We start from the raw sequence: 18,508 nt of genomic DNA, 5'->3' as shown, positions 1-18,508 counted from the left end.
GCCCCGGCGGCGAAAGGGGGAAGCGATGAACTCGTTGTCCCGCTCGCCGTCGGAGTTAGCGTGCGGCGTTGTCCGACCGTTCGCCGGTGCAGACGCCCATGAGCGCCAAGCCGACCGCGCCGCCGATCAGGTCGTGCGCGGCGACCTTGCAACTTCGGTGGGCGCTCCGGGCCATCGTCGCACAGGTCAAATCGCGGCCGGCGTTGAAACAGGTATCGGACAGCCGCTCGACCCGACGACGCGCACGCGGCTCGAAACCGGTTTCGGGGCGGATTTCTCGACCGTTCGCATTCATGCAGACGACCGGGCGGCCGAAGCCGCAAAGCGGCTCGACGCGCAGGCCTATACCGACGGCGAGGCGATCGTGTTCGGGGCCGGGCGCTATCGTCCGCGCGAGGATGATGGAATGCAACTGCTGGCCCACGAGGCCGCTCATGTCCTACAACAGCGGGCGGGTGTGCCCGGAGTGCAGCTGAAGCCGGGCGACAAGCCTCAGCCCGCTGACTACAAGACCGTGGAGGATGCCGAGAAGGCGCTGAAGGCGAAGTATGGCGTTGCCGGCATCAGGAACGGTGCATCCGACTGGAGCGTCGCCGAACTCAACACGGTCGACGACGCGCTGGCGAAGCTGCCAGCCGGCGATGTCAAGGCTCTGAAGGGCGTGACCTTGGCCCGCGAGAAGAAGCTGACCAAGGATAAGCCCACCAGCACCCCGCAAGACGAAGAGGCACCGCAGGAGAAGAAGGAAGAATCGCTCGACGGCAAATTCGTGTTTCGGCAGGAACTCGACACCGGCGCTACCGAATTTACTGAAGAAACCGAACTCCAGCTCGCCGACTCGGCCTTCAGCAATGCGGCGCAGACGGAGGAAACCGTGCTGCACGAAGCGGGTCACGCCGTGGCGAGCAAGGCCCGGCGCGACGCCGTTCGCGATCAGCTCAAGACAACCGCAAAGTTCAACAAGCGGGTCGAAGAACAGGCGGCGACCGACACCACGTTGACCTCGGCTGCCGATGCTATGAACCCTGTTGCCGCGGATGCTGATGCGATTGCGAACCAGGTCAACGGCCTGATCAAGCAAAAAGCTGCCGCGAAGACGAAGGACGAAAAGAGCGCTATCGACGCGCAAATCAAGGACCTCATGAAGGAGCATGCCGAACTGTCCAAGAAGCTCGCCCCGCTGAAGGAAGCACACAGGAAGGCCGAAGCGTCCGACAAGACCGCACGCACCAACATGGATACTGCGGAAAAGGCTAAAGACACGGCCAAAGAGGCGGCTGACAAGACGAAGGCGGCAAGCGGCGAAACCTTGCCAGTCCAACGGTTCGTGGACTTCGTGACCGAGAAGCAGATCGATCCGATCACCAAATACGCTGCAGACAACTGGCCCTCGGAACCCGAGGAATTCTACGCCGAAGCCTATTCGCTGTTCCGCACGAATCCGGCCGCGTTGAAGGAGAAATCCGCCGACCTGTTCAACTGGTTCAAGGATGGAAAATACAAATGAGCCTGACCTCCTCACCAAAGCTGATCAAGGGCGGGCTGATCGTCATGGCGCCGGGTGGCGGCGCGGTGCGCAACATCATCGCCCTGCAGTACAATTCCGACCAGTTGCAGCTCAGCTATTCGGTCCAGGGCGTGGGCGGGGATGGCGGCGGCGAACGTGCGCAGCCTTTCCGACTGAAGGGGCCGGCTGTCGAGACGATCAAGCTCGAAGCCGAGATCGACGCGACGGACCAGCTCGAATTCCCGAATGAGAACCCGGTCGCGACAGTCGCGGGCGTAGCACCGCAACTCGCCGTTCTGGAGGCGCTGGTCAATCCCAGCGTCGATGAGTTGCTCAACGTCGCCGCGCAGGCGGCGGGCGGCACGCTGGAGATTCTGCCGCCCGAAGCGCCGCTCGTACTGTTCATCTGGGGCAGGAACCGGGTCGCACCTGTGCGCGTCAGCGACATATCGATCACTGAGGAGGCCTTCGACCCGGCGCTCAATCCGATCCGGGCCACGGTAAGCCTCGGGCTGCGTGTGATGAGCACCGACGATCTCGGCTTCACGCATCGCGGCGGCACGATGTTCCTGAGCTACCTGCGCAGCCGCGAGGCGCTGGCGAAATCGGCCGGCCGCGCATCGCTGACTGCGCTCGGCCTCGCCAACCTGCCATAGGAGTGGATTACGATGACGACCACCGATCCGATCCAGGCCCTCATTGACGCTGGAGCCATTCCATCCGAACCGTTTGGCCAGGACAGCCGTTATGCGGGCGTGCCGCTCGCTGTCTATCACCATAAGCCCGATGATGGCGGCATCCCCTATGTGCGCCGCCGCTTCATTCCCCAGCGCCGCGAGACGACTGTCCTCTTGGAACACACCGTGCGCAGCGGCGATCGGCCCGATCTTCTGGCGGCGCAGGTCTTCGGCAATGCAGAGCTTTACTGGCGTCTTGCGGATGCCAATGCCGTGACCGATCCGCTCGACCTGACCGACGAGGTCGGCGAGCAGGTCGCCATTCCTAACCCGGCCGGAAGCTGAGGAGCGCCCCGATGCTCTCCGGCGTAAAGCTCTCGCTTCGCATCGGCCCGGTACCGGTAGCCCCGCCGCGCGAGGTCACGGACGCGCTGATTTCGGTCACGGTGATGGACGGCTCGGGCGGTACGCAGAGCGGCTTCGAGTTGGTGTTCGAGTTGCCCGCGCGCTCGCCCTTGCGAACCTTGTTCCTGCTGACGGGCGGTGCCAGTGCCTTGCCTGTGATGCGCATCGTTCTTGTCGTGACCATGAACGGCATCGCCCAATCGATCATCGACGGCGTGGTCACCAATGTCGAGACGCAGCCCGGAGACGGCGGCGTCTCGCGTCTGGTCGTCAAGGGCAAGGATCTTTCGGCGCTGATGGACATCATCGAAATACCCGGCCTGCCGTTTCCAGCCATGCCGCCCTCGGCCCGGGTGCTGTTGATACTGGCGAAATACGCCGTGCTCGGCGTCATCCCGATGGTGATCCCGAGCCTCGCCGACATCCCGCCGCTGCCCATGCAGCAGATACCGGCGCAGCGCGGCAGCGACTATGCGTACCTGAAGGAATTGGCGGAGCGCGCCGGCTACGTGTTTTACCTCGAGCCGGGTCCTTCGCCCGGCACATCCAAGGCCTATTGGGGGCCGGAAATCCGGGTCGGCGCGCCGCAGCCGGCGCTCACCGCCAACATGGACGCGCAGACCAATGTCGAGCAGTTGTCCTTCAACTTCGACAAAGAGAAGAAGAAGATGCCGATCGTCTTCTTTCAGGAGGCGGTCAGCAAGGCGCCGATCCCAGTGCTGATACCCGACATTACGCCGCTGAACCCGCCGCTGGGTGTCGTTCCGCCGCTGCCGCCCAATATCGTCAAGCTGAAGGACACCGCGCATATGTCCGCGCCCGACGCGCTGATGGCGGGCCTTGCCTATGCCGGCAAGAACAGCGACTCAGTATTCGGCAACGGCAAGCTCGATGTCGCCAAATATGGCCGGCTCCTGAAATCGCGCCAGCTCGTCGGCGTGCGCGGAGCGGGGCTGCCTTTCAACGGGCTCTACTATGTCCAAAGCGTCACGCACGAGATCGAGCGTGGCTCCTACAAGCAGAGCTTCTCGCTTGCACGCAATGCCCTCATCTCCACTTTCCCAACGGTGCCGACATGACAGGAACGACACCGCTCTTCGGCAAATATCGTGGCGTCGTGATCAACAACGTCGATCCGATGCAGATCGGGCGCATCCAGGCGATGGTGCCGGACGTGACCGGTTTCGTGCCAAGCACCTGGGCCATGCCCTGCCTGCCGATGGCGGGCATCAACACAGGCGTCTTCACCGTGCCGATGATCGGCTCGGGCGTGTGGATCGAGTTCGAACGCGGCGACCCGGATTACCCGATCTGGGTCGGCGGCTATTGGGGCAGTGCCGCTGAAGTGCCGGTCATGGCGCGAACGGTCGCCCCCGGTCTTTCCGGCATCACCATTCAGACGACCCTGAAGAATGGCATCGTCGTCTCCGACGTACCCGGCCCAACCGGCGGCATCATGATCCAGACAACGACCGGGGCGATGATCTCGGTTAGCGACATCGGCATCATCATCTCCAACGGCAAGGGCGCGATCATCAACATGACCGGCCCGACCGTCGACGTGAATATCGGCGCGCTGACCGTCGTATAGGGAGGAAAGGAACCAGCCATGCCAGTCCCCATCCTGCATCTCGGCGCGACGGTCCTGTGCAGCCATGCCGGCCAGGCGACGCCATTGTCGCCATTCCCGCGCGTGTTCCTGTCAGGGCAGCCGGCGGTCACCATCGCCTCGCCCTACGCGATCGCAGGATGCACGCTCGCTTCGGTGCCCTCGCCGCCCTGCGTGACCGGACAATGGTTGGTCGGCGCGGTGCGGGTGATGGCTGGCGGCGTGCCGGTCGCCACCATGGCCGGCGCGTCAACCTGCATCCCGACAGGCGCGCCAATGATGCCGGTCGTTGCGCAGACACGCGTGCTGGCGACTTAAGGAGGATTGGTATGCAGACACTCGACTATCCCTATCATTTCTCCGGGCTTGGCCGCACCGCCGTCACAGAGCGCGACGACCATATTCGTGACCTGATCGAGCAGGTGCTTTTCACCGCGCCGGGCGAGCGCGTCATGCGGCCGGATTTCGGAGCCGGGCTCCTGGCTCTCGTCTTCGAGCCGAACAGCGACACGCTGGCCGCCGCCACGCAGATGCTTGTGCAAAGCTCGTTGCAACTCCACCTGTCGCACCTCATCGCCGTGCAGGCGGTCGATGTCGTCAACGACGACTCGACGCTGCGCGTCGACGTTTCCTACATCGTGCTGCTCGATCGTTCGCTGCATCAGGCAAGCTTCACGGCACCCGGAGGCAGCCGATGAAATATCATTGCTGCGATCAGCGCCGGCTGGACGTCATCCGCAATCTCGGCACGGCCAACGGCATCGACTTCATCGAGGTGCTGGACCGCGCCGCGCCGCCCGGCCTGCCAAAACAGCAGACGCTTTTCGTCCGCCTGCTGAGGCCGGGATTCACGCTCGACCTCGACAATCTGAAGATCAAGGGCGGCGAGCGCATCCCGGCCGTCGGCATCGTCTGGTGCGCGCCCGCCAACGGCCTGCCCGCCGAGGCTGAACCCGGTCTGGTGGACACCGTCAGCGAACCGTCACTGACACTGGTCGTGCGCACCGACAGTTCTGGCGATTTCTCGCAATACACTCTGAGCATCGTCAGCGCCGCCGGGAGCGACCTGCCGCATCCCGATTTCGATCCGCGCCTTGCCTCGATCCAGTTCTCCTTCAAGGTCGAGTGCCCTGCCGATTTCGACTGTGCTGACACGAGTACATGCGCGCCGGAAATCCGCATGAAGCCGCAGATCGACTATCTGGCCAAGGATTACCAGGGTTTCCGCCGGCTGATGCTGGACAGGCTGAGCCTCTCCACGCCCGGCTGGAACGAACGCTCCGCCGCAGACCTCGGTGTCGTGCTGGTCGAGCTCTTGGCCTATGCAGCCGACAACCTCTCCTACCGGCAGGACGCGATCGCCAACGAGGCCTATCTGGCCACGGCCCGGCAGCGCATTTCCGTTCGCCGTCACGCGCGCCTCGTGGATTATTCCATGCATGAGGGCTGTAACGCCCGCGCCTTCGTGCAGATCAATGTCGAGGGGCATCAGCGGGCGCTGCCGAGTGGTGCGCAACTTCTGACGCGAATCCCCGATGCGGCCACGATCGTGGTGCCTGACGGTCCAAAATACCGCGAGGCGCTCTTGGCTGGCGCGCTTGTCTTCGAGACGGCGCATGACGCGACGCTGGACGAAGACCTTGAGCAACTCTCGTTCTACACCTGGGGCGACAGCGGCTGTTGCCTGCCGCGGGGCGCGACGTCCGCCACATTGCGCAGCGATCTGAGCGAGATCCTGCATGTCGGTGACATCCTCGTCTTCGAGGAGATCGTCAGCCCGATGACTTTCACTGAAGAGGACGCGGACCGGACGCATCGCTGGGCGGTAAGGCTGACCAGCTTGGTCGCTGCGGCGGACCCTGCCGGCGGCCTTTTTGCAGACCCCGCAGTCGAGGAAGCGGTTCCCGTGACCGAAATCGCCTGGGACGCCGCCGATGCCCTGCCGTTCGCGCTGTGCCTGTCGGTGGTGGAGCGTCCCGGTCTCGAAGTCAGCGTGGCGCGCGGCAACATCGTCATCGCTGATCATGGGCGCACGATCGCTGACGAAGAGCTGGGCGCGGTTCCGGCTGAGACCATGGTGCTGGTTTCGGCCGAGGCGCATGCCTGTTCCTGCGACGAAACCGAGCCGCATATGGTGCCGCCACGCTTCCGTCCGGCGCTCGCCAGCGCGCCGCTTGCTCATGGCTTCGATGTGGCCGAGTTGCTTGCCGTCCCGATCGAACCGGAATCGTCATTCTGGCCGGCAAGCTCGCTCCTCGCCATCGATCCCCGCACCGCGACCCCGCGCATCGCGCGGCTCAAAGGCAAACTCGGCGCAGTCGAGGACGACTGGTTTGTCCAGCGCGATCTGCTGGCCAGCCAGAGCGGCTCGACCGACCTTGCCGCCGAGATCGAGGACGGCGGCCGCGCCCGCCTGCGCTTCGGCAACGATGAGCGCGGCAAGCGCCCCGATCCCGGCACGAGCTTTGCGATCACCTACCGCGTCGGCAACGGCGCGGCAGGGAATGTCGGCTCGGAAGCCATCGCTCACGTCGCCAGCGCTGCCGCCGGCTTCGTTACCTCTGTGCGCAACCCGATGCCCGCCGCCGGCGGCATCGAGCCGGAGGACATCGAGGTGGTGAGGCGCGATGCGCCGGAAGCCTTGCGCACGCAGGAACGCGCCGTCACCGCCCCCGATTACGCCGCCGCCGCCGAACGCAGGCCAGACGTACAGCGCGCTGCTGCCAGCTTCCGCTGGACAGGCAGCTGGCACACCGTCTTCGTCACGCCGGACCGCGTCGGCGGGGTCGATATCGACGACGCGTATAGGGTGCGGCTGCGCCGCCATCTCGAACGCTTCCGAATGGCAGGCTACGACCTCGACATCAATGCGCCGCGCTACGTGCCGCTGGACGTCGAGGTGCACATTTGCGTCAAGCCCGACTATTTCCGCGCCGATGTTCGACGCGCCGTCGAGATCGTGCTGTCCAGCAGCGTGCTGCCCAACGGCGAACTCGGCCTTTTCCACCCCGACAGGTTCAGCTTCGGCGAACCGGTCTATCTGAGTGCGCTGATCGCTGCAGCGCAGTCGGTCGAAGGCGTGGATTCGGTGCGGGTGGACCGCTTTCAGCGTATGGTGGACCCCGGTCTGCTCTCGTTGGACGAAGGCGTCATTCCGATTGGCGGGCTGGAAATCGCCCAGCTTGCCAACAATCCCAATTTCCGCGAGCGCGGCCGCCTGACGGTCGAGGCAGGAGGCGGCAAATGAGTGCGCCAGTCCCTGATCTGAAGCCGCATGTGCCCCCGCCAGCCCCGGGCAGCGATTGCTGCGGCTGCTGCGAAGGAGTCGAGGCCGCGACGCCGATCGAGATCGTCAATCGCGGCGGCCTGTCCGAGATTGCCTATCGCGTCGGCGAATACGGTTCATTCCGCGCGAGCCTCCACGCTGCGCTATCGTCCTCTGTGTTCCAGCCGCTACGCGCGCTTCATACCCGCGACGACGACGATTTCACCATCGGCCTGATCGACGCTTTCGCCTGCGCAGCCGACGTGCTGACGTTCTATCAGGAGAGGATCGCCAACGAATCCTGGCTTGAGACAGCGACCGAACGCGTCTCGTTACAGGAAATGGGCAAGCTGGTCGGCTATCGGCTGCGTCCAGGCGTCGCCGCCGAAACCTGGCTGGCCTTCGCGCTGGAGATGCCGCCCGCGCCGCCCCCGGGCCTCAGCAACGATCCGGGCAGCTTCGTTACCGGCGTGCCCGCCAGCATCAGCCTGCCGGTCGGCCTGAAGGTTCAGAGTATTCCCGGACCCGGTGAAAAGCCGCAGACATTTGAGACGGTCGAGGAGCTTGCCGAGGCCCGTCCGACCTGGAATGCCATTCAGCCGTGGATGGGCGAGGAGCACATCCCGGCGCGCGGCGAGACCGAGGCCTGGATTGCCGGCGTGGCCCCCAACCTCAAGGCCGGCGATCCTGTGCTGCTGGTCGGGCAGGAATTCTTCGGCTTCAGCGGCAGCGACCGCTGGGATTTCCGAATCCTGACGGGCATCGAGCCTGACGCTGCAAACGAGCGCACGCGGATCACCTGGTCGCGCGGTTTGGGCGCCTTCGATCCGCCAAGCGTACCGTCGAGCCGGCCATACGTCTTCGCCTTGCGCAAGCGCGCTTCTGTCTTCGGCCACAATGCGCCCGATCCGAAGTTCATCGAGGGCGCGGGCAATTACTGGCCCCATTTCCACATCAATGGCGAGCACAATGCCGACGATGTGAACGGCGGTTCGGTCGATCTCGACGCCACCTATGCCGACATCATCGCCGACAAGCCGGGTGTCCTTTCCGAACGCAGCTTCGCCGTCCTCGCCAAGGGCAATTTCAATCGGCCCGACGAAAGCTACCCGTCCGGGACCTATGTCGAACTCTATCGCGTCGCCAGTACGGCGGAACTGTCGCGTGTCGATTTCGCCATGTCCGCCAAGGTCACGCGCCTCTATCTCGAAGGCGAGAACCTTTTCGACAAGTTTTTCAACGCGGTCCGCGAGACGTCCATCTTCGCCAAGTCCGAGCTTCTGCCGCTAACCCAGCGTCCAGTCACGAATGCCGTCTCCGGCAACCGCATTCCGCTCAACGTCGCAGCCGATGGGCTGGCTGCCGGGCGCAAGCTGATCGTCAAGGGCCAGCGCACCTCCGACGGCAGCGCGGTGACGCTGCAGGCAACACTGGTCGCTGCGCACCCGATCGACGCCACGCGTTGCGAACTGGAGATCACACCGCAATTGCCGGCTGCGTTGCGCCGCGACAGCATCATCGTATACGGCAACGTGGCGCAGGCCTCGCATGGCGAAACGGTGACGCAAGTTCTTGGTTCGGGTGACGCCAGCCAGAGCTTCCAGCGATTCGAGCTGAAGCAATTGCCATTGACCTACCGCGCTACGGCGAGCGAAACGGGTGCGGCCGCCGAACTTACCGTGCGCGTCGCCGATGTGAAATGGAACGAACGGCGCACCCACTACGGCGCCGGTCTGTTGGACAAAATCTATGCGCTCTCGCTGGACGAGAAGGATAGACTTTTCGTCGGCTTCGGCGACGGCGTCAGCGGAGCGCGGCTGCCGAGCGGCGTTAACAATGTGCGCGCGACATACCGCAAGGGGCTGGGCAGCGAGGGCAACGTCGCGGCTGAAAGCCTGACGCAACTGCTCAGCCGGCCCCTCGGCCTCAAGGGTGCCGCCAATCCGCTGGCGGCCGAAGGCGGAACCGACCCTGAGGATGAAACCGCCGCGCGGCGCACCATTCCGTTGACCACCCGCACGCTCGGGCGCGCCGTCTCCGTGCTCGACTACGAGGATTTCGCACGCGCCTTTTCCGGCATCGCCAAGGCGCAGGCCGCTGTGCTCAACGTGCGGCAAGGCCGCACCATCGCCGTCACGCTCGCCGCGCCCGATGGCGCGGCGCTCACCCCTTTAAGCCCCGCCTGGCAAAACTTGCTCGCCGCGCTCAAGGCAGGCGGCGATCCGCACGTGCAGGTGACGTTGCTGGCCTATCAAGCCAGCACTTTCAGGCTCGGCATCCGGGTCAAGTGCGATCCTGCCTATGAAGCCGTGACGGTGCTGGTCGCAGTCGAGCAGGCCCTGCGCAACCGCTACTCCTTCGACGCGCGCGAGCTTGGCCAGCCGGTCCAACAATCCGATGTGATCGCAACTGCGCAATCCGTCGCCGGAGTCGTCGCAGTGGACCTGACACAGCTCTACGGCGGCACGCGTCCAGTCGAGCAAACAATCGTCTCGCAGCAGGTGCGGCTACTCGCCTCGCGCATGCGGGTCGAGAATGGCATCGCCAAGCCGTCCGAACTGCTGACGCTCGCTGCCGGGCCGCTGGACCTTTTGGAGAAGATGCCATGACATCGCTGACGCCTGAACGCCTCTACACGCTCCTGCCGGCGATCTACCGGCTGCGCGATGATGCTGAAGGCGAACCGCTGCGCGCGCTGATCGGCGCGTTCGCGCGCGAATTCGCGGCACTGGAGGAGAATGTCGAGCAGCTCTACGACGACCAGTTCATCGAGACCTGCGCCAATTGGGTGGCTCCTTACATCGGCGTCCTGATCGGCTATCGCCCGCTGCATGGCGTCGCGCCGAACGTAGCCTCGCCTCGCGCCGAGGTCGCCAACACGATCCGCTATCGCCGCCGCAAAGGTACGGCGCTGATGCTGGAGCAACTGGCTGGTGATGTAACCGGCTGGCCCGCACGAGCGGTGGAGTTCTTCGAACTGCTGGCGACGACCCAGTATATGAAACATCCGCGCCTGCACGCGCGGCCGACCGCCAACCTGCGGGATCTCGGCGCGACATTGCGGGTCGGCAGCGCGTTCGACTGCTTCGCCCATACGGCCGAGATGCGCGCGCCGGAGGCTGGCTCGGGCAAATTCAACATTCCCAATATCGGCATTTTCCTGTGGCGCCTGATGCCGCTACGGCTGAGCCGCGTTCGGCTGACGCCGGACCCGTCCGATGCGGCGGGCCGCCGCTTCCGCTTCAGTCCGCTCGGAGCCGACATTCAGCTCTTCCGGCGCCCTCGCACGGAGACCGACATCAGCCACCTGGCCGATCCCGTCAACGTGCCGGAGCCGCTTACGGTCAGGCTGTCGGCACTGACGGTGAAGGCCGCTCAGGCGAGCACCGTTCCCTCACCGGACGACATCCTCGACGATGACTATGGAGCCGCCGAGAGCTTCGCCTTCTTCCGCCAGAACCAGCCCGATCCTGTCTCGGTGGAAAACATCGTCATTTGCGACCTGCGCGATATGTTCGATGGCGGCGGGGGCTTCGTCGGCTGGAATCACGAAGCCGCGGTAGAGCCCGGACAGATAGGCGTCGATCCCGAGCGTGGCCGCGTACTCCTCGGCGAGGCCTCGGATGGTCCGCCGCTCGCCACATTCCACTATGGCCAGGCGCGCGCCATCGGCGGCGGCGAATATGAACGCAGCCCCGAGGGGAAAAGCCTGGCGATGCAACGCACTGCAAACAGCGGCGCGACGCTGCAAGCTGATCTGGACGCGATTGCCGAGGGAGGCCGCCTGCTGGTTCAGGACAGCCTGACCTATGCCGAAACCCCGACTTTCCACGTTACCGGCGAAACCGACGAGGAAATTCCCGGCCACGAGGTGGTTGTCGCGGTCGCCAACGGCGCGCGGCCCCTGATCGCCGCCGGCGGCGACATCACGCTTGACATCGGCGAACGCGGCCGCCTGGTGCTGGACGGGCTGGTCGTGTCCGGCGGCGCACTGCGCGTGCCGGCGCTTTCGGGCAGCGAACCGCTCGAACTCGTGTTGCGCGATTGCACGCTCGTGCCTGGCCTCAGCCTCAATCCGGACGGCACGGCTGCGTCGCCCGGAGCGCCGAGCCTCATCGTCGAGCATCCCTTTGCGAAAGTTTCGCTGCAGCGCTGCATTACCGGGCCGATCCGCATCGTCGATGACGCCGAGGGCGCCTTGAAGGATTGTATCGTGGACGCCGGCGCGCCGGACGCGATTGCCTTTTGCGGGCTGACCGAAGACGAACCCGGCGCGACACTCACGGCCGAGGAATGCACGTTCGTCGGCAAGCTCCACGCGCGCCAAATCGACCTTGCCTCGAACACGATCTTCTTCGCCCGGCTGGGCGAGGCGCCCGGCGAGACCTTTCGCGCGCCGCTGATCGCAGACCGGCGGCAGGAGGGCCGCATGCGCTTCAGCTATGTGCCGGCGGGTTCGATCACCCCGCGCCGCTACCGCTGCGTGCCAGACGAGGACCATCCCGACGCGCTGCCGCATTTCACATCGCTGCGCTACGGCGAAGCCGCCTACGGCCAGTTGCGCCGCGCCACCGATCTGTCGGTCCGTACCGGCGCCGAAGACGGCGGCGAGATGGGCGTCCTGCATGATCTTTTCCAGCCACAGCGCGAAACCAACCTGCGCATCCGGTTGGAGGAATATCTCCGTTTCGGCCTCAGGGCCGGCTTCTTCTATTCGAGCTGAACCGAGGAGTTTCATCATGGCAAACGATTTTTCGAGGGTCCGGCTCAATCCGTTGCTCGACTTTGCCGGCGTAGAACTGAAGCAAGGAGCGGTGATGCTGGATGCCGACGCCAACGAACTGACGGCGATCCTCGACCGCCGCCTGCGCGCGCTGGCTTCCGATGTGCTCGGACGCGCCACCGTCTCATCCACCACACCCGACGCCTTCGAGATTTCCGTATCCGGCGCGGCGCTGAACATCGGCAAGGGCAGGCTCTATGCCGACGGCCTATTGGCCGAGAATCATGGCGCGGTGTCGACCGATCCCGCAGAGGCCATTTTCGACCCGCTGCTGGCCGAGCCGCAATTCGCCGATCCCGTGGCCTATGTCGCGCAGCCCTATTTGCCCAATCCTCCCCCCTTGCCGACCGCCGGCCGCCATCTCGTCTATCTCGACGTGTGGAACCGGGAGGTGACGCATCTGGAGCGACCCGACCTGGTGGAGAATGCGATCGGTGTCGACAGCACCTCGCGCATCCAGACCGCCTGGCAAGTGCGCGTCGCGCCAGACAATCTCGACGGGGCAACGACTTGCCAGACGCCGGACGACGAAGTGTCCGGCTGGGACCAGATCATCGCGCCCTCGACCGGCGTGCTGACCACCGGCACGTTTGAGGTCGCGCCGGTTGACGATCCGTGCGAACTGCCGCCGACCGGCGGCTATCGTGGATTGGAGAACCAGCTTTACCGCGTCGAGATACACGATGGCGGCCAGCCCGGAGCGGGTGCAACCTTCAAATGGTCGCGCGAGAACGCAAGCGTCGGCAGCCGCGTCGCCAGCATCATATCGGCGGCTGAGCTCGAGGTCGAAACGCTTGGCCGCGACGACATCCTGTCGATCAAGACCGGCGACTGGGTCGAAATCATCGATGACGTCCGCGAGTTGGCGCAACTTACCGGCGAGATGCGCAAGGTCACCGTCAACCCCGATACGCGCCGCCTGCAATTTGCGCCGGCGCTGCCGGCCGCAATGCTGCCCGGAACCTTTCCCGACAGCGCTTTCCCGGACGCGCGCAACCTGCGTGTACGGCGTTGGGATCAGGCGCGGCGCATCTTCCGCACCGGCCCCAACGGCACGACGGTAGAGGTGCAGGATCTCGACGCGGCCGGGTCGACCGGCGTCATCGACGTGCCCGGCGCGAGCATCACCCTGCTCCTGGAAAGCGGCGTCACGGTGAGCTTCGCCAGCACTGGCCAACGCGGCTTCAAGCCCGGCGACTACTGGGTTTTTGCCGCCCGCACCGCCGACGCTTCCGTCGAGGTACTGAACCGCGCGCCGCCGCGCGGCATTCACCATCATTTCGCTCGTCTCGGCATCTGGGACATCGCCGCCGGCACCGTTACCGATTGCCGTCACGACTGGCCGCCGGAGGGCGGCGAGGGTCACGATTGCGGTTGCACGGCCTGCGTGACGCAAACCTCGCACGCCGATGGCAGCTTCACCATCCAGGACGGGGTCAACCTCGCCGCGCAGACCGGCGGCACGGTCTGCGTCGGGCCGGGCCAGTTCCCCTTGCGCGAGCCGGTGCGCATGAGCGGTATCCGCTCGGTTCTGGTGAAGGGACAGGGGCCAGCGACCATTATCGTCACCTCGACCGGCGCCTTCCAAATTCAGAATTCGATCGCGGTCGGCATCGAAAACCTGGCTATCCTTTCCGTCGGCAACCAGCCGGCTATTACCGTGCAGTCTGCCGGGCGGCTGTCGCTGCAAAAGCTGTTGGTCGCCGTGCTCGACGTGACCGGCGATGCCCGTGCTTCGGCCATCGCGCTGGAAGGTGCGGTGTTGGAAGCGGACATCGAAGACAGCATCGTCTTTGCCGAGATCGGAATCCTTGCCAACGATCCGACCGTGCCGCGCGACGAAGGCGCACCGGAGCCGTTGCTGCTCGCCGCCGCCCTGTCGATCCGCGACAACATATTCCTGTGCAGCCAGCGGTCTGTGGCGCTGGACGAGCGTGTGCTGCATATTTTTGGCACGGAGATACGTGACAACCACGCCTTCGCCTCGTCCATCGCCGCCATCAGCACGCTCGGCATGGCGCTGGCCGGTTCGTCCATGACCATCGCCGGAAATTGCGTCTACTGCCCGGGTGCCGCCATCCGTTCGTCTTGCGAAGGACTGTGGATCGGCGACAACAAGCTGCACAATACCGCCGCGGACGACCAGGCCGTGGGCATTGAGGTGCGCGCGGGCCTCGTGCGTACGGGAACGAATATGGCGCAGATCTTGGCCAACCAGATCGACGGCTATGGCCAGGCCGGTATCCAGGTCTCGGCCCCCGTTCGCGATCTCATCATAAAGCTCAACATCATCGCCCAGTGTGGTAATGGTATTCTAGTCGTCGGCCACCCGGACGGCGGCGCGGCCTCCATCGAGAACAATCATTTGCGCGACATCGACGCACGCCGTGGCAACGACTTGCCGATGCTCACCGGCATCACTGTAACGCGCGCCGTCTCGACCAACATCGCCGGCAACACGCTGCGCGCCATCGGCGTCAACAGCCCCACTGCAAGTTTCCGTGCGGGGGTGTTCACGATCGGCGTCCAACGTGCGCGCGTGCGCGATAACGAAGCCATTGCCATCGGTCCCACGGGCGACGCTCTGGGCCGCACCGGCGGCATTGTGCTGTCCGCGCCGCTCGCTGAATTCGAGGCGCAGCACAATCGCATCGAACGCGATGCGACGGTCATCGCACAGGAGGGCGTCGGCGAGTGGACGGCCCTACTGGTGCAGGGCGCAGGCGACTTCACAGCCGGCGCCGGCTCGTTCACCACCGTCAACCTGCAGAACGGTAGGGGATTCGTGATTGGAGGGGCGGGAGAGGCGTTCGTCGCTGATCTGGCGGCAGCGCAAAGAACCCGCGCCAGCGGTTCGGCACTTGGCAACACATTCGTGTCGCGCGGCCATCAGCCGGCGGTCGATATTGTCGCGGAGCATTGCCTATTCGGTGAAAACCGCGTCGAGGCACGGCGAAACCAGAAGGAGGCGGTGCTGCTGCGTGCGCAGACCGCCGCCGTCACCAGCAATCATGTCGAAGGTGGTGAGGTGTCGATCCGCATAGATGCGAAAGTCGTGACGGCGCTCGGAAACCTGACCACCGGCGTCATCACCAACGTGCCTCAACCCTTCGTTCCCCTGAACCTGCGCTTCTGAACCTGGCAAGGAGAAAAACAATGCGCACCTTCGTCGTGAAATCGGGACAAACTCTGAAGGACATCGGCGCGGAATTGATCGACGCCCGCGTGAGCAAAACGCAGGCAGATGCGGCGCTCAAAAGCATCCGCGCGCTGAACCCGAACATCGGAACCGGCAAGCTGAGTGCCGGAACCGTCGTCATCGTTCCGGCTGGTCCGGGCATACGGATTGGTCCGACAACCGCGGCGAAGGACGATCCGGCTGGCATTCTAACTGCGGAGTTCGAGCGCGCGGCCCGCGAGACCCGTGACGGCGTACTGGCCAGCATGAAGACGCGGGCCGACGAGCGCACGGAGATTTCGGCGGCGCTCAAATCGGACGCATTCAAACGGGCATTGGAGGCCGATAAGGACCTTGGCGTAAAGGCGGAACTGGCGAAGAAAGCGCTTTCGGAAAACGAGGCCGCCGACAAGCAGGCCGCAGGCTTGTTTGACGGACTGCTCTCCGATGCCCGCGGGGCGCTTGAGAAGCTGGACAAGTTACTGGGTTGACGGAGGTGGAACACGGATTGGGTGCTGCTAAGTCTGTGTGGCGAAGCGGTAGTCAAGATATTCGGCATCACCTCCTTAGTGCGATGACGTGCCGCGGCGGCCAGCAGCCGGGCCGCCATGGCGCATGGTTGAAGGACGCCATGCCATGCCACAGGCGACCAGGGGCATTCGCTATCGGGCGGCGGTATGCAGCGGAATTCGCAAGATGGGTTGTGAAAAAGTTTGAGTTGACCGTTTTCGATGGCGAGGCGACACTTGCAATCTGCAGCAAGTCAAGAGGATAAACGATGGACGAGCCAGACCGCTGGCGCCACATGGCGAGCGCGCCGAAAGACGGCAGTCGAATCCTCGTAACGATTCGCCCGTCCGAACAGGGGCAGGCAGAAGTTGATCTCGCCTATTGGTCGAATGGTGACCAGTTCGGTGCCGAAGGCTGGCGCGCCTCTGATTCCTCACCCGGTCGGGTCGTCGAATATGCCGAGCCAGAATTGAAGTGCTGGATGCCGATGCCCTCGGCCAATCTTAATCGCACTTCTATGCCCTCACCCTGGGAAGGCGAAGACGCCGAGCAGCTCGACGGTTCAGGGATTTAACAACTCACGTCGTTGCAAAGTCTCGATATGCGGCCGTGAAATAGCCCGGCGGAATGGTCCGCTTGGGCGACAAATTTTGAAGATTGCCAAAAACCTTCAGCCGGAAAGAGGACCTTGTCCGACTGTTTTTCTCCTGCGCCGCTACTCTTGGCGCTAGCCAAACCTCATAACGAGACGAACGGATCAAAGGCCAGTAAACTCATGTGGCTTGAGCTTAGCACTTGTCAGAAGCTGTTCCATTCTGGCCACCATGCGATCTTTTCAGCGTAAACCCGAAAACAATGCGTGAGCCTGTTCGCCTTCGGCAGCAACTGGCGCTGGATTCTTTTCAGCAGCAAATTCTAAGGTGCCAGGCGCTGCATTATGCTTACATGCACACAGAAGGAATAATGCCCGGCCGCCCGGTATTAACGGCTCGAGCGGCCCGGCGGGACCAAAAGACAATTTTCACGCCTTTTCGATAATACGCAGCAAATGCGCCGCGCGCGTCCGTATGACGCCACGAATGACTTTGAGGATTTCATGGCTAATGCCGCCCTCGGCAAACTCCGCGAGAAGCTCGTCGGCTTGACCGCTGATGCGCCCTGCGAGTTCGGCGATGTCCTTGACCAGTAGCCGCTGCGCCCCGCGCAAATCAGGCACAAGGGTAAACCATTGCTGTAGCTGTATCGTGTCGGGGACGGCGCGCCCGCCAATGGCCATGGCGAGCTTTTTGTCCAGCCTTGGGTAAGCGGCTGTGCAAAGAACATCGTAGAGCGGTGCCAGGTCAGGAATTCCGCCGCTGTAAAGCAACGCGTAGTTCTTACCGTGGGCATCCGCATTGCCGACAAGGTAATGCAGAATGAGCCTGCCGATGAACCCGAGACGGTCGGCTGCGGGACGCGCGGTGCTACTGCCAATCAGCGCCAGCGACGCTTCTGTTCCCGGCCCGCCTTCTGCCTCATATTTCAGCTCCGGCGGCACGCTCAATGCCTGACAGAAATCCTCCTGGTGGAGGCGTGTGATCGTCCCGTCTTCATGCCGCGCGCGGTCATAGCGCTCGACTAACAGGAACGGAATCGCGCCGTGCCTCATTTCCACGTTGGGCACGGGAAGCCTCAACCGCGCAGCGAGGCGCAGGCAGAATAGTTCGTTCTCGACCGTACCATCGAGGGCCTGGATGAAGGGCTTTAAGATATGGGTCGTCGGACGGCCGCCCTTGGCAAGCCCGATACTCTCTCCCTCAACACAGACAGCAAGCTTGTCCTGCGCACCGGCAAGGGACAGGCGTACCCCTTCCGCACCTCCTAATAGAGGGCGCTCACGCAGTTTGCCAAGGATTTCCTCTAGCCGCTCCGTGCTCAGAAATTCAACGCCATAGTCATCCGATGATAACGGCGCCTCACCTGCGGGATAGAGCGATAATGCCCCCGCGCATTCCCCGCCTATGACCTCCAGAAGGCCAAAGGCATTGCCTGAGGAAATCCCGAGCGCGCCCGAAAGGCGCTGTCGCGCGCCTTCATCTGGCAGAAGGCCGGAAAAAAAAGGGCGAACGATCCTGTCTCCATAAGCCGCCTCCTGCAAGGGCATGGAAAATGAGATGGCGCTGGATCTGCTTCCTTCTAGATAACCAGCATCGTAAGCGAAGCTGAGTGTGCCACCATCTCCCTGACTGAGCACGCCTGCCTTCTCTTCCCTGTAGTAGACGTCCAGCAGATGCGTCATGACGCACTCTCCCGACGACTGCCGACGGAAACACGCAATCCTAAGGTCGCCGCCACCTGTAGGGCGCGCCCTATCTGGCAACTATCCTTCCCGGCTTCGAGCTCGCGCACGAAACGCACCCCAACCCCGGTCAGCGCTGCGAGCTGCTCCTGTGTAAGTTTCTGCGCTTTTCGCTCCCCACGGATCAGAAGCCCAAAGCTCTTACTATCTGTGATCGGCTGCATGAATCATCCCTAGCGGGACGATTATAGCAGCGCAGATAGTAAAATCTACAAAAAGAACCGCTCGGGACGATT

15 protein-coding genes are annotated in these 18,508 nt (G+C 63.9%); 13 read left to right on the top strand and 2 right to left on the bottom strand.

Annotated elements, in window-relative coordinates:
- Positions 1-25: 25 nt before the first annotated feature.
- The 13 genes from AAAB35_RS11835 to AAAB35_RS11775 all read left to right on the top strand — a co-directional run bounded on the left by AAAB35_RS11835 (position 26) and on the right by AAAB35_RS11775 (position 16,508).
- A complete protein-coding gene (locus AAAB35_RS11835) occupies positions 26-1,507 on the top strand; it encodes a DUF4157 domain-containing protein (RefSeq protein ID WP_340668483.1) in 1,482 nt (493 codons plus the stop codon).
- A complete protein-coding gene (locus AAAB35_RS11830) occupies positions 1,504-2,163 on the top strand; it encodes a hypothetical protein (protein ID WP_340668482.1) in 660 nt (219 codons plus the stop codon). The genes AAAB35_RS11835 and AAAB35_RS11830 overlap by 4 nt, the downstream gene beginning before the upstream one ends.
- 12 nt (positions 2,164-2,175) lie before the next feature.
- On the top strand, positions 2,176-2,529 hold the full coding sequence (locus AAAB35_RS11825) for a Base plate wedge protein 53 (protein WP_340668481.1): 354 nt from the start codon (positions 2,176-2,178) through the stop codon (positions 2,527-2,529).
- A gap of 11 nt (positions 2,530-2,540) precedes the next feature.
- The gene (locus AAAB35_RS11820; protein WP_340668480.1) at positions 2,541-3,668 is read left to right on the top strand and encodes a hypothetical protein; all 1,128 of its coding nucleotides are present in this window, start codon (positions 2,541-2,543) and stop codon (positions 3,666-3,668) included.
- Positions 3,665-4,180, top strand: coding sequence for a phage baseplate assembly protein V (locus AAAB35_RS11815; RefSeq protein ID WP_340668479.1), 516 nt, complete (start codon positions 3,665-3,667; stop codon positions 4,178-4,180). The genes AAAB35_RS11820 and AAAB35_RS11815 overlap by 4 nt, the downstream gene beginning before the upstream one ends.
- Before the next feature lie 18 nt (positions 4,181-4,198).
- Entirely contained in the window at positions 4,199-4,516 is a 318-nt protein-coding gene (locus AAAB35_RS11810; RefSeq protein ID WP_340668478.1) for a hypothetical protein, read from the top strand.
- A gap of 11 nt (positions 4,517-4,527) precedes the next feature.
- Positions 4,528-4,896 carry a GPW/gp25 family protein gene (locus tag AAAB35_RS11805; protein ID WP_340668477.1) on the top strand — a complete coding sequence of 123 codons (369 nt, stop codon included), beginning with the start codon at positions 4,528-4,530 and terminating at the stop codon, positions 4,894-4,896.
- A complete protein-coding gene (locus AAAB35_RS11800; RefSeq protein ID WP_340668476.1) occupies positions 4,893-7,445 on the top strand; it encodes a putative baseplate assembly protein in 2,553 nt (850 codons plus the stop codon). The genes AAAB35_RS11805 and AAAB35_RS11800 overlap by 4 nt, the downstream gene beginning before the upstream one ends.
- Positions 7,442-10,072: a baseplate J/gp47 family protein gene (locus AAAB35_RS11795; RefSeq protein ID WP_340668475.1), complete on the top strand. Its 2,631-nt coding sequence runs from the start codon at positions 7,442-7,444 to the stop codon at positions 10,070-10,072. Before AAAB35_RS11800 ends, AAAB35_RS11795 begins: the two co-directional genes overlap by 4 nt.
- Complete coding sequence (locus AAAB35_RS11790; protein WP_340668473.1) at positions 10,069-12,186, top strand: hypothetical protein; 2,118 nt, start codon at positions 10,069-10,071, stop codon at positions 12,184-12,186. Before AAAB35_RS11795 ends, AAAB35_RS11790 begins: the two co-directional genes overlap by 4 nt.
- 16 nt (positions 12,187-12,202) lie before the next feature.
- Entirely contained in the window at positions 12,203-15,382 is a 3,180-nt protein-coding gene (locus AAAB35_RS11785) for a DUF6519 domain-containing protein (RefSeq protein WP_340668472.1), read from the top strand.
- A gap of 20 nt (positions 15,383-15,402) precedes the next feature.
- The gene (locus AAAB35_RS11780; RefSeq protein WP_340668471.1) at positions 15,403-15,915 is read left to right on the top strand and encodes a hypothetical protein; all 513 of its coding nucleotides are present in this window, start codon (positions 15,403-15,405) and stop codon (positions 15,913-15,915) included.
- A gap of 287 nt (positions 15,916-16,202) precedes the next feature.
- Complete coding sequence (locus AAAB35_RS11775; RefSeq protein WP_106713774.1) at positions 16,203-16,508, top strand: hypothetical protein; 306 nt, start codon at positions 16,203-16,205, stop codon at positions 16,506-16,508.
- 447 nt (positions 16,509-16,955) lie between these two features.
- On the opposite strand, the gene AAAB35_RS11770 is transcribed toward AAAB35_RS11775, so the two are convergent.
- Positions 16,956-18,212 (bottom strand): type II toxin-antitoxin system HipA family toxin, encoded by a 1,257-nt coding sequence (locus tag AAAB35_RS11770; RefSeq protein ID WP_340668470.1) that lies wholly within the window; start codon positions 18,210-18,212, stop codon positions 16,956-16,958.
- Positions 18,209-18,436 (bottom strand): helix-turn-helix domain-containing protein, encoded by a 228-nt coding sequence (locus AAAB35_RS11765; protein ID WP_340668469.1) that lies wholly within the window; start codon positions 18,434-18,436, stop codon positions 18,209-18,211. Before AAAB35_RS11765 ends, AAAB35_RS11770 begins: the two co-directional genes overlap by 4 nt.
- Between the last annotated feature and the right edge of the window lie 72 nt (positions 18,437-18,508).

It is taken from the genome of Phyllobacterium sp. (assembly GCF_037994425.1).
Lineage (GTDB): Bacteria > Pseudomonadota > Alphaproteobacteria > Rhizobiales > Rhizobiaceae > Phyllobacterium.
This window is presented reverse-complemented; position numbering and strand designations above follow the sequence as displayed.

Coding starts and splice junctions, on each gene's coding strand:
- AAAB35_RS11785 (WP_340668472.1), top strand. CDS start 12,203: ATGGCAAACGATTTTTCGAGGGTCCGGCTCAATCCGTTGCTCGACTTT.
- AAAB35_RS11775 (WP_106713774.1), top strand. CDS start 16,203: ATGGACGAGCCAGACCGCTGGCGCCACATGGCGAGCGCGCCGAAAGAC.
- AAAB35_RS11795 (WP_340668475.1), top strand. CDS start 7,442: ATGAGTGCGCCAGTCCCTGATCTGAAGCCGCATGTGCCCCCGCCAGCC.
- AAAB35_RS11780 (WP_340668471.1), top strand. CDS start 15,403: ATGCGCACCTTCGTCGTGAAATCGGGACAAACTCTGAAGGACATCGGC.
- AAAB35_RS11830 (WP_340668482.1), top strand. CDS start 1,504: ATGAGCCTGACCTCCTCACCAAAGCTGATCAAGGGCGGGCTGATCGTC.
- AAAB35_RS11815 (WP_340668479.1), top strand. CDS start 3,665: ATGACAGGAACGACACCGCTCTTCGGCAAATATCGTGGCGTCGTGATC.
- AAAB35_RS11765 (WP_340668469.1), bottom strand. CDS start 18,436: ATGCAGCCGATCACAGATAGTAAGAGCTTTGGGCTTCTGATCCGTGGG.
- AAAB35_RS11825 (WP_340668481.1), top strand. CDS start 2,176: ATGACGACCACCGATCCGATCCAGGCCCTCATTGACGCTGGAGCCATT.
- AAAB35_RS11820 (WP_340668480.1), top strand. CDS start 2,541: ATGCTCTCCGGCGTAAAGCTCTCGCTTCGCATCGGCCCGGTACCGGTA.
- AAAB35_RS11805 (WP_340668477.1), top strand. CDS start 4,528: ATGCAGACACTCGACTATCCCTATCATTTCTCCGGGCTTGGCCGCACC.
- AAAB35_RS11835 (WP_340668483.1), top strand. CDS start 26: ATGAACTCGTTGTCCCGCTCGCCGTCGGAGTTAGCGTGCGGCGTTGTC.
- AAAB35_RS11790 (WP_340668473.1), top strand. CDS start 10,069: ATGACATCGCTGACGCCTGAACGCCTCTACACGCTCCTGCCGGCGATC.
- AAAB35_RS11770 (WP_340668470.1), bottom strand. CDS start 18,212: ATGACGCATCTGCTGGACGTCTACTACAGGGAAGAGAAGGCAGGCGTG.
- AAAB35_RS11810 (WP_340668478.1), top strand. CDS start 4,199: ATGCCAGTCCCCATCCTGCATCTCGGCGCGACGGTCCTGTGCAGCCAT.
- AAAB35_RS11800 (WP_340668476.1), top strand. CDS start 4,893: ATGAAATATCATTGCTGCGATCAGCGCCGGCTGGACGTCATCCGCAAT.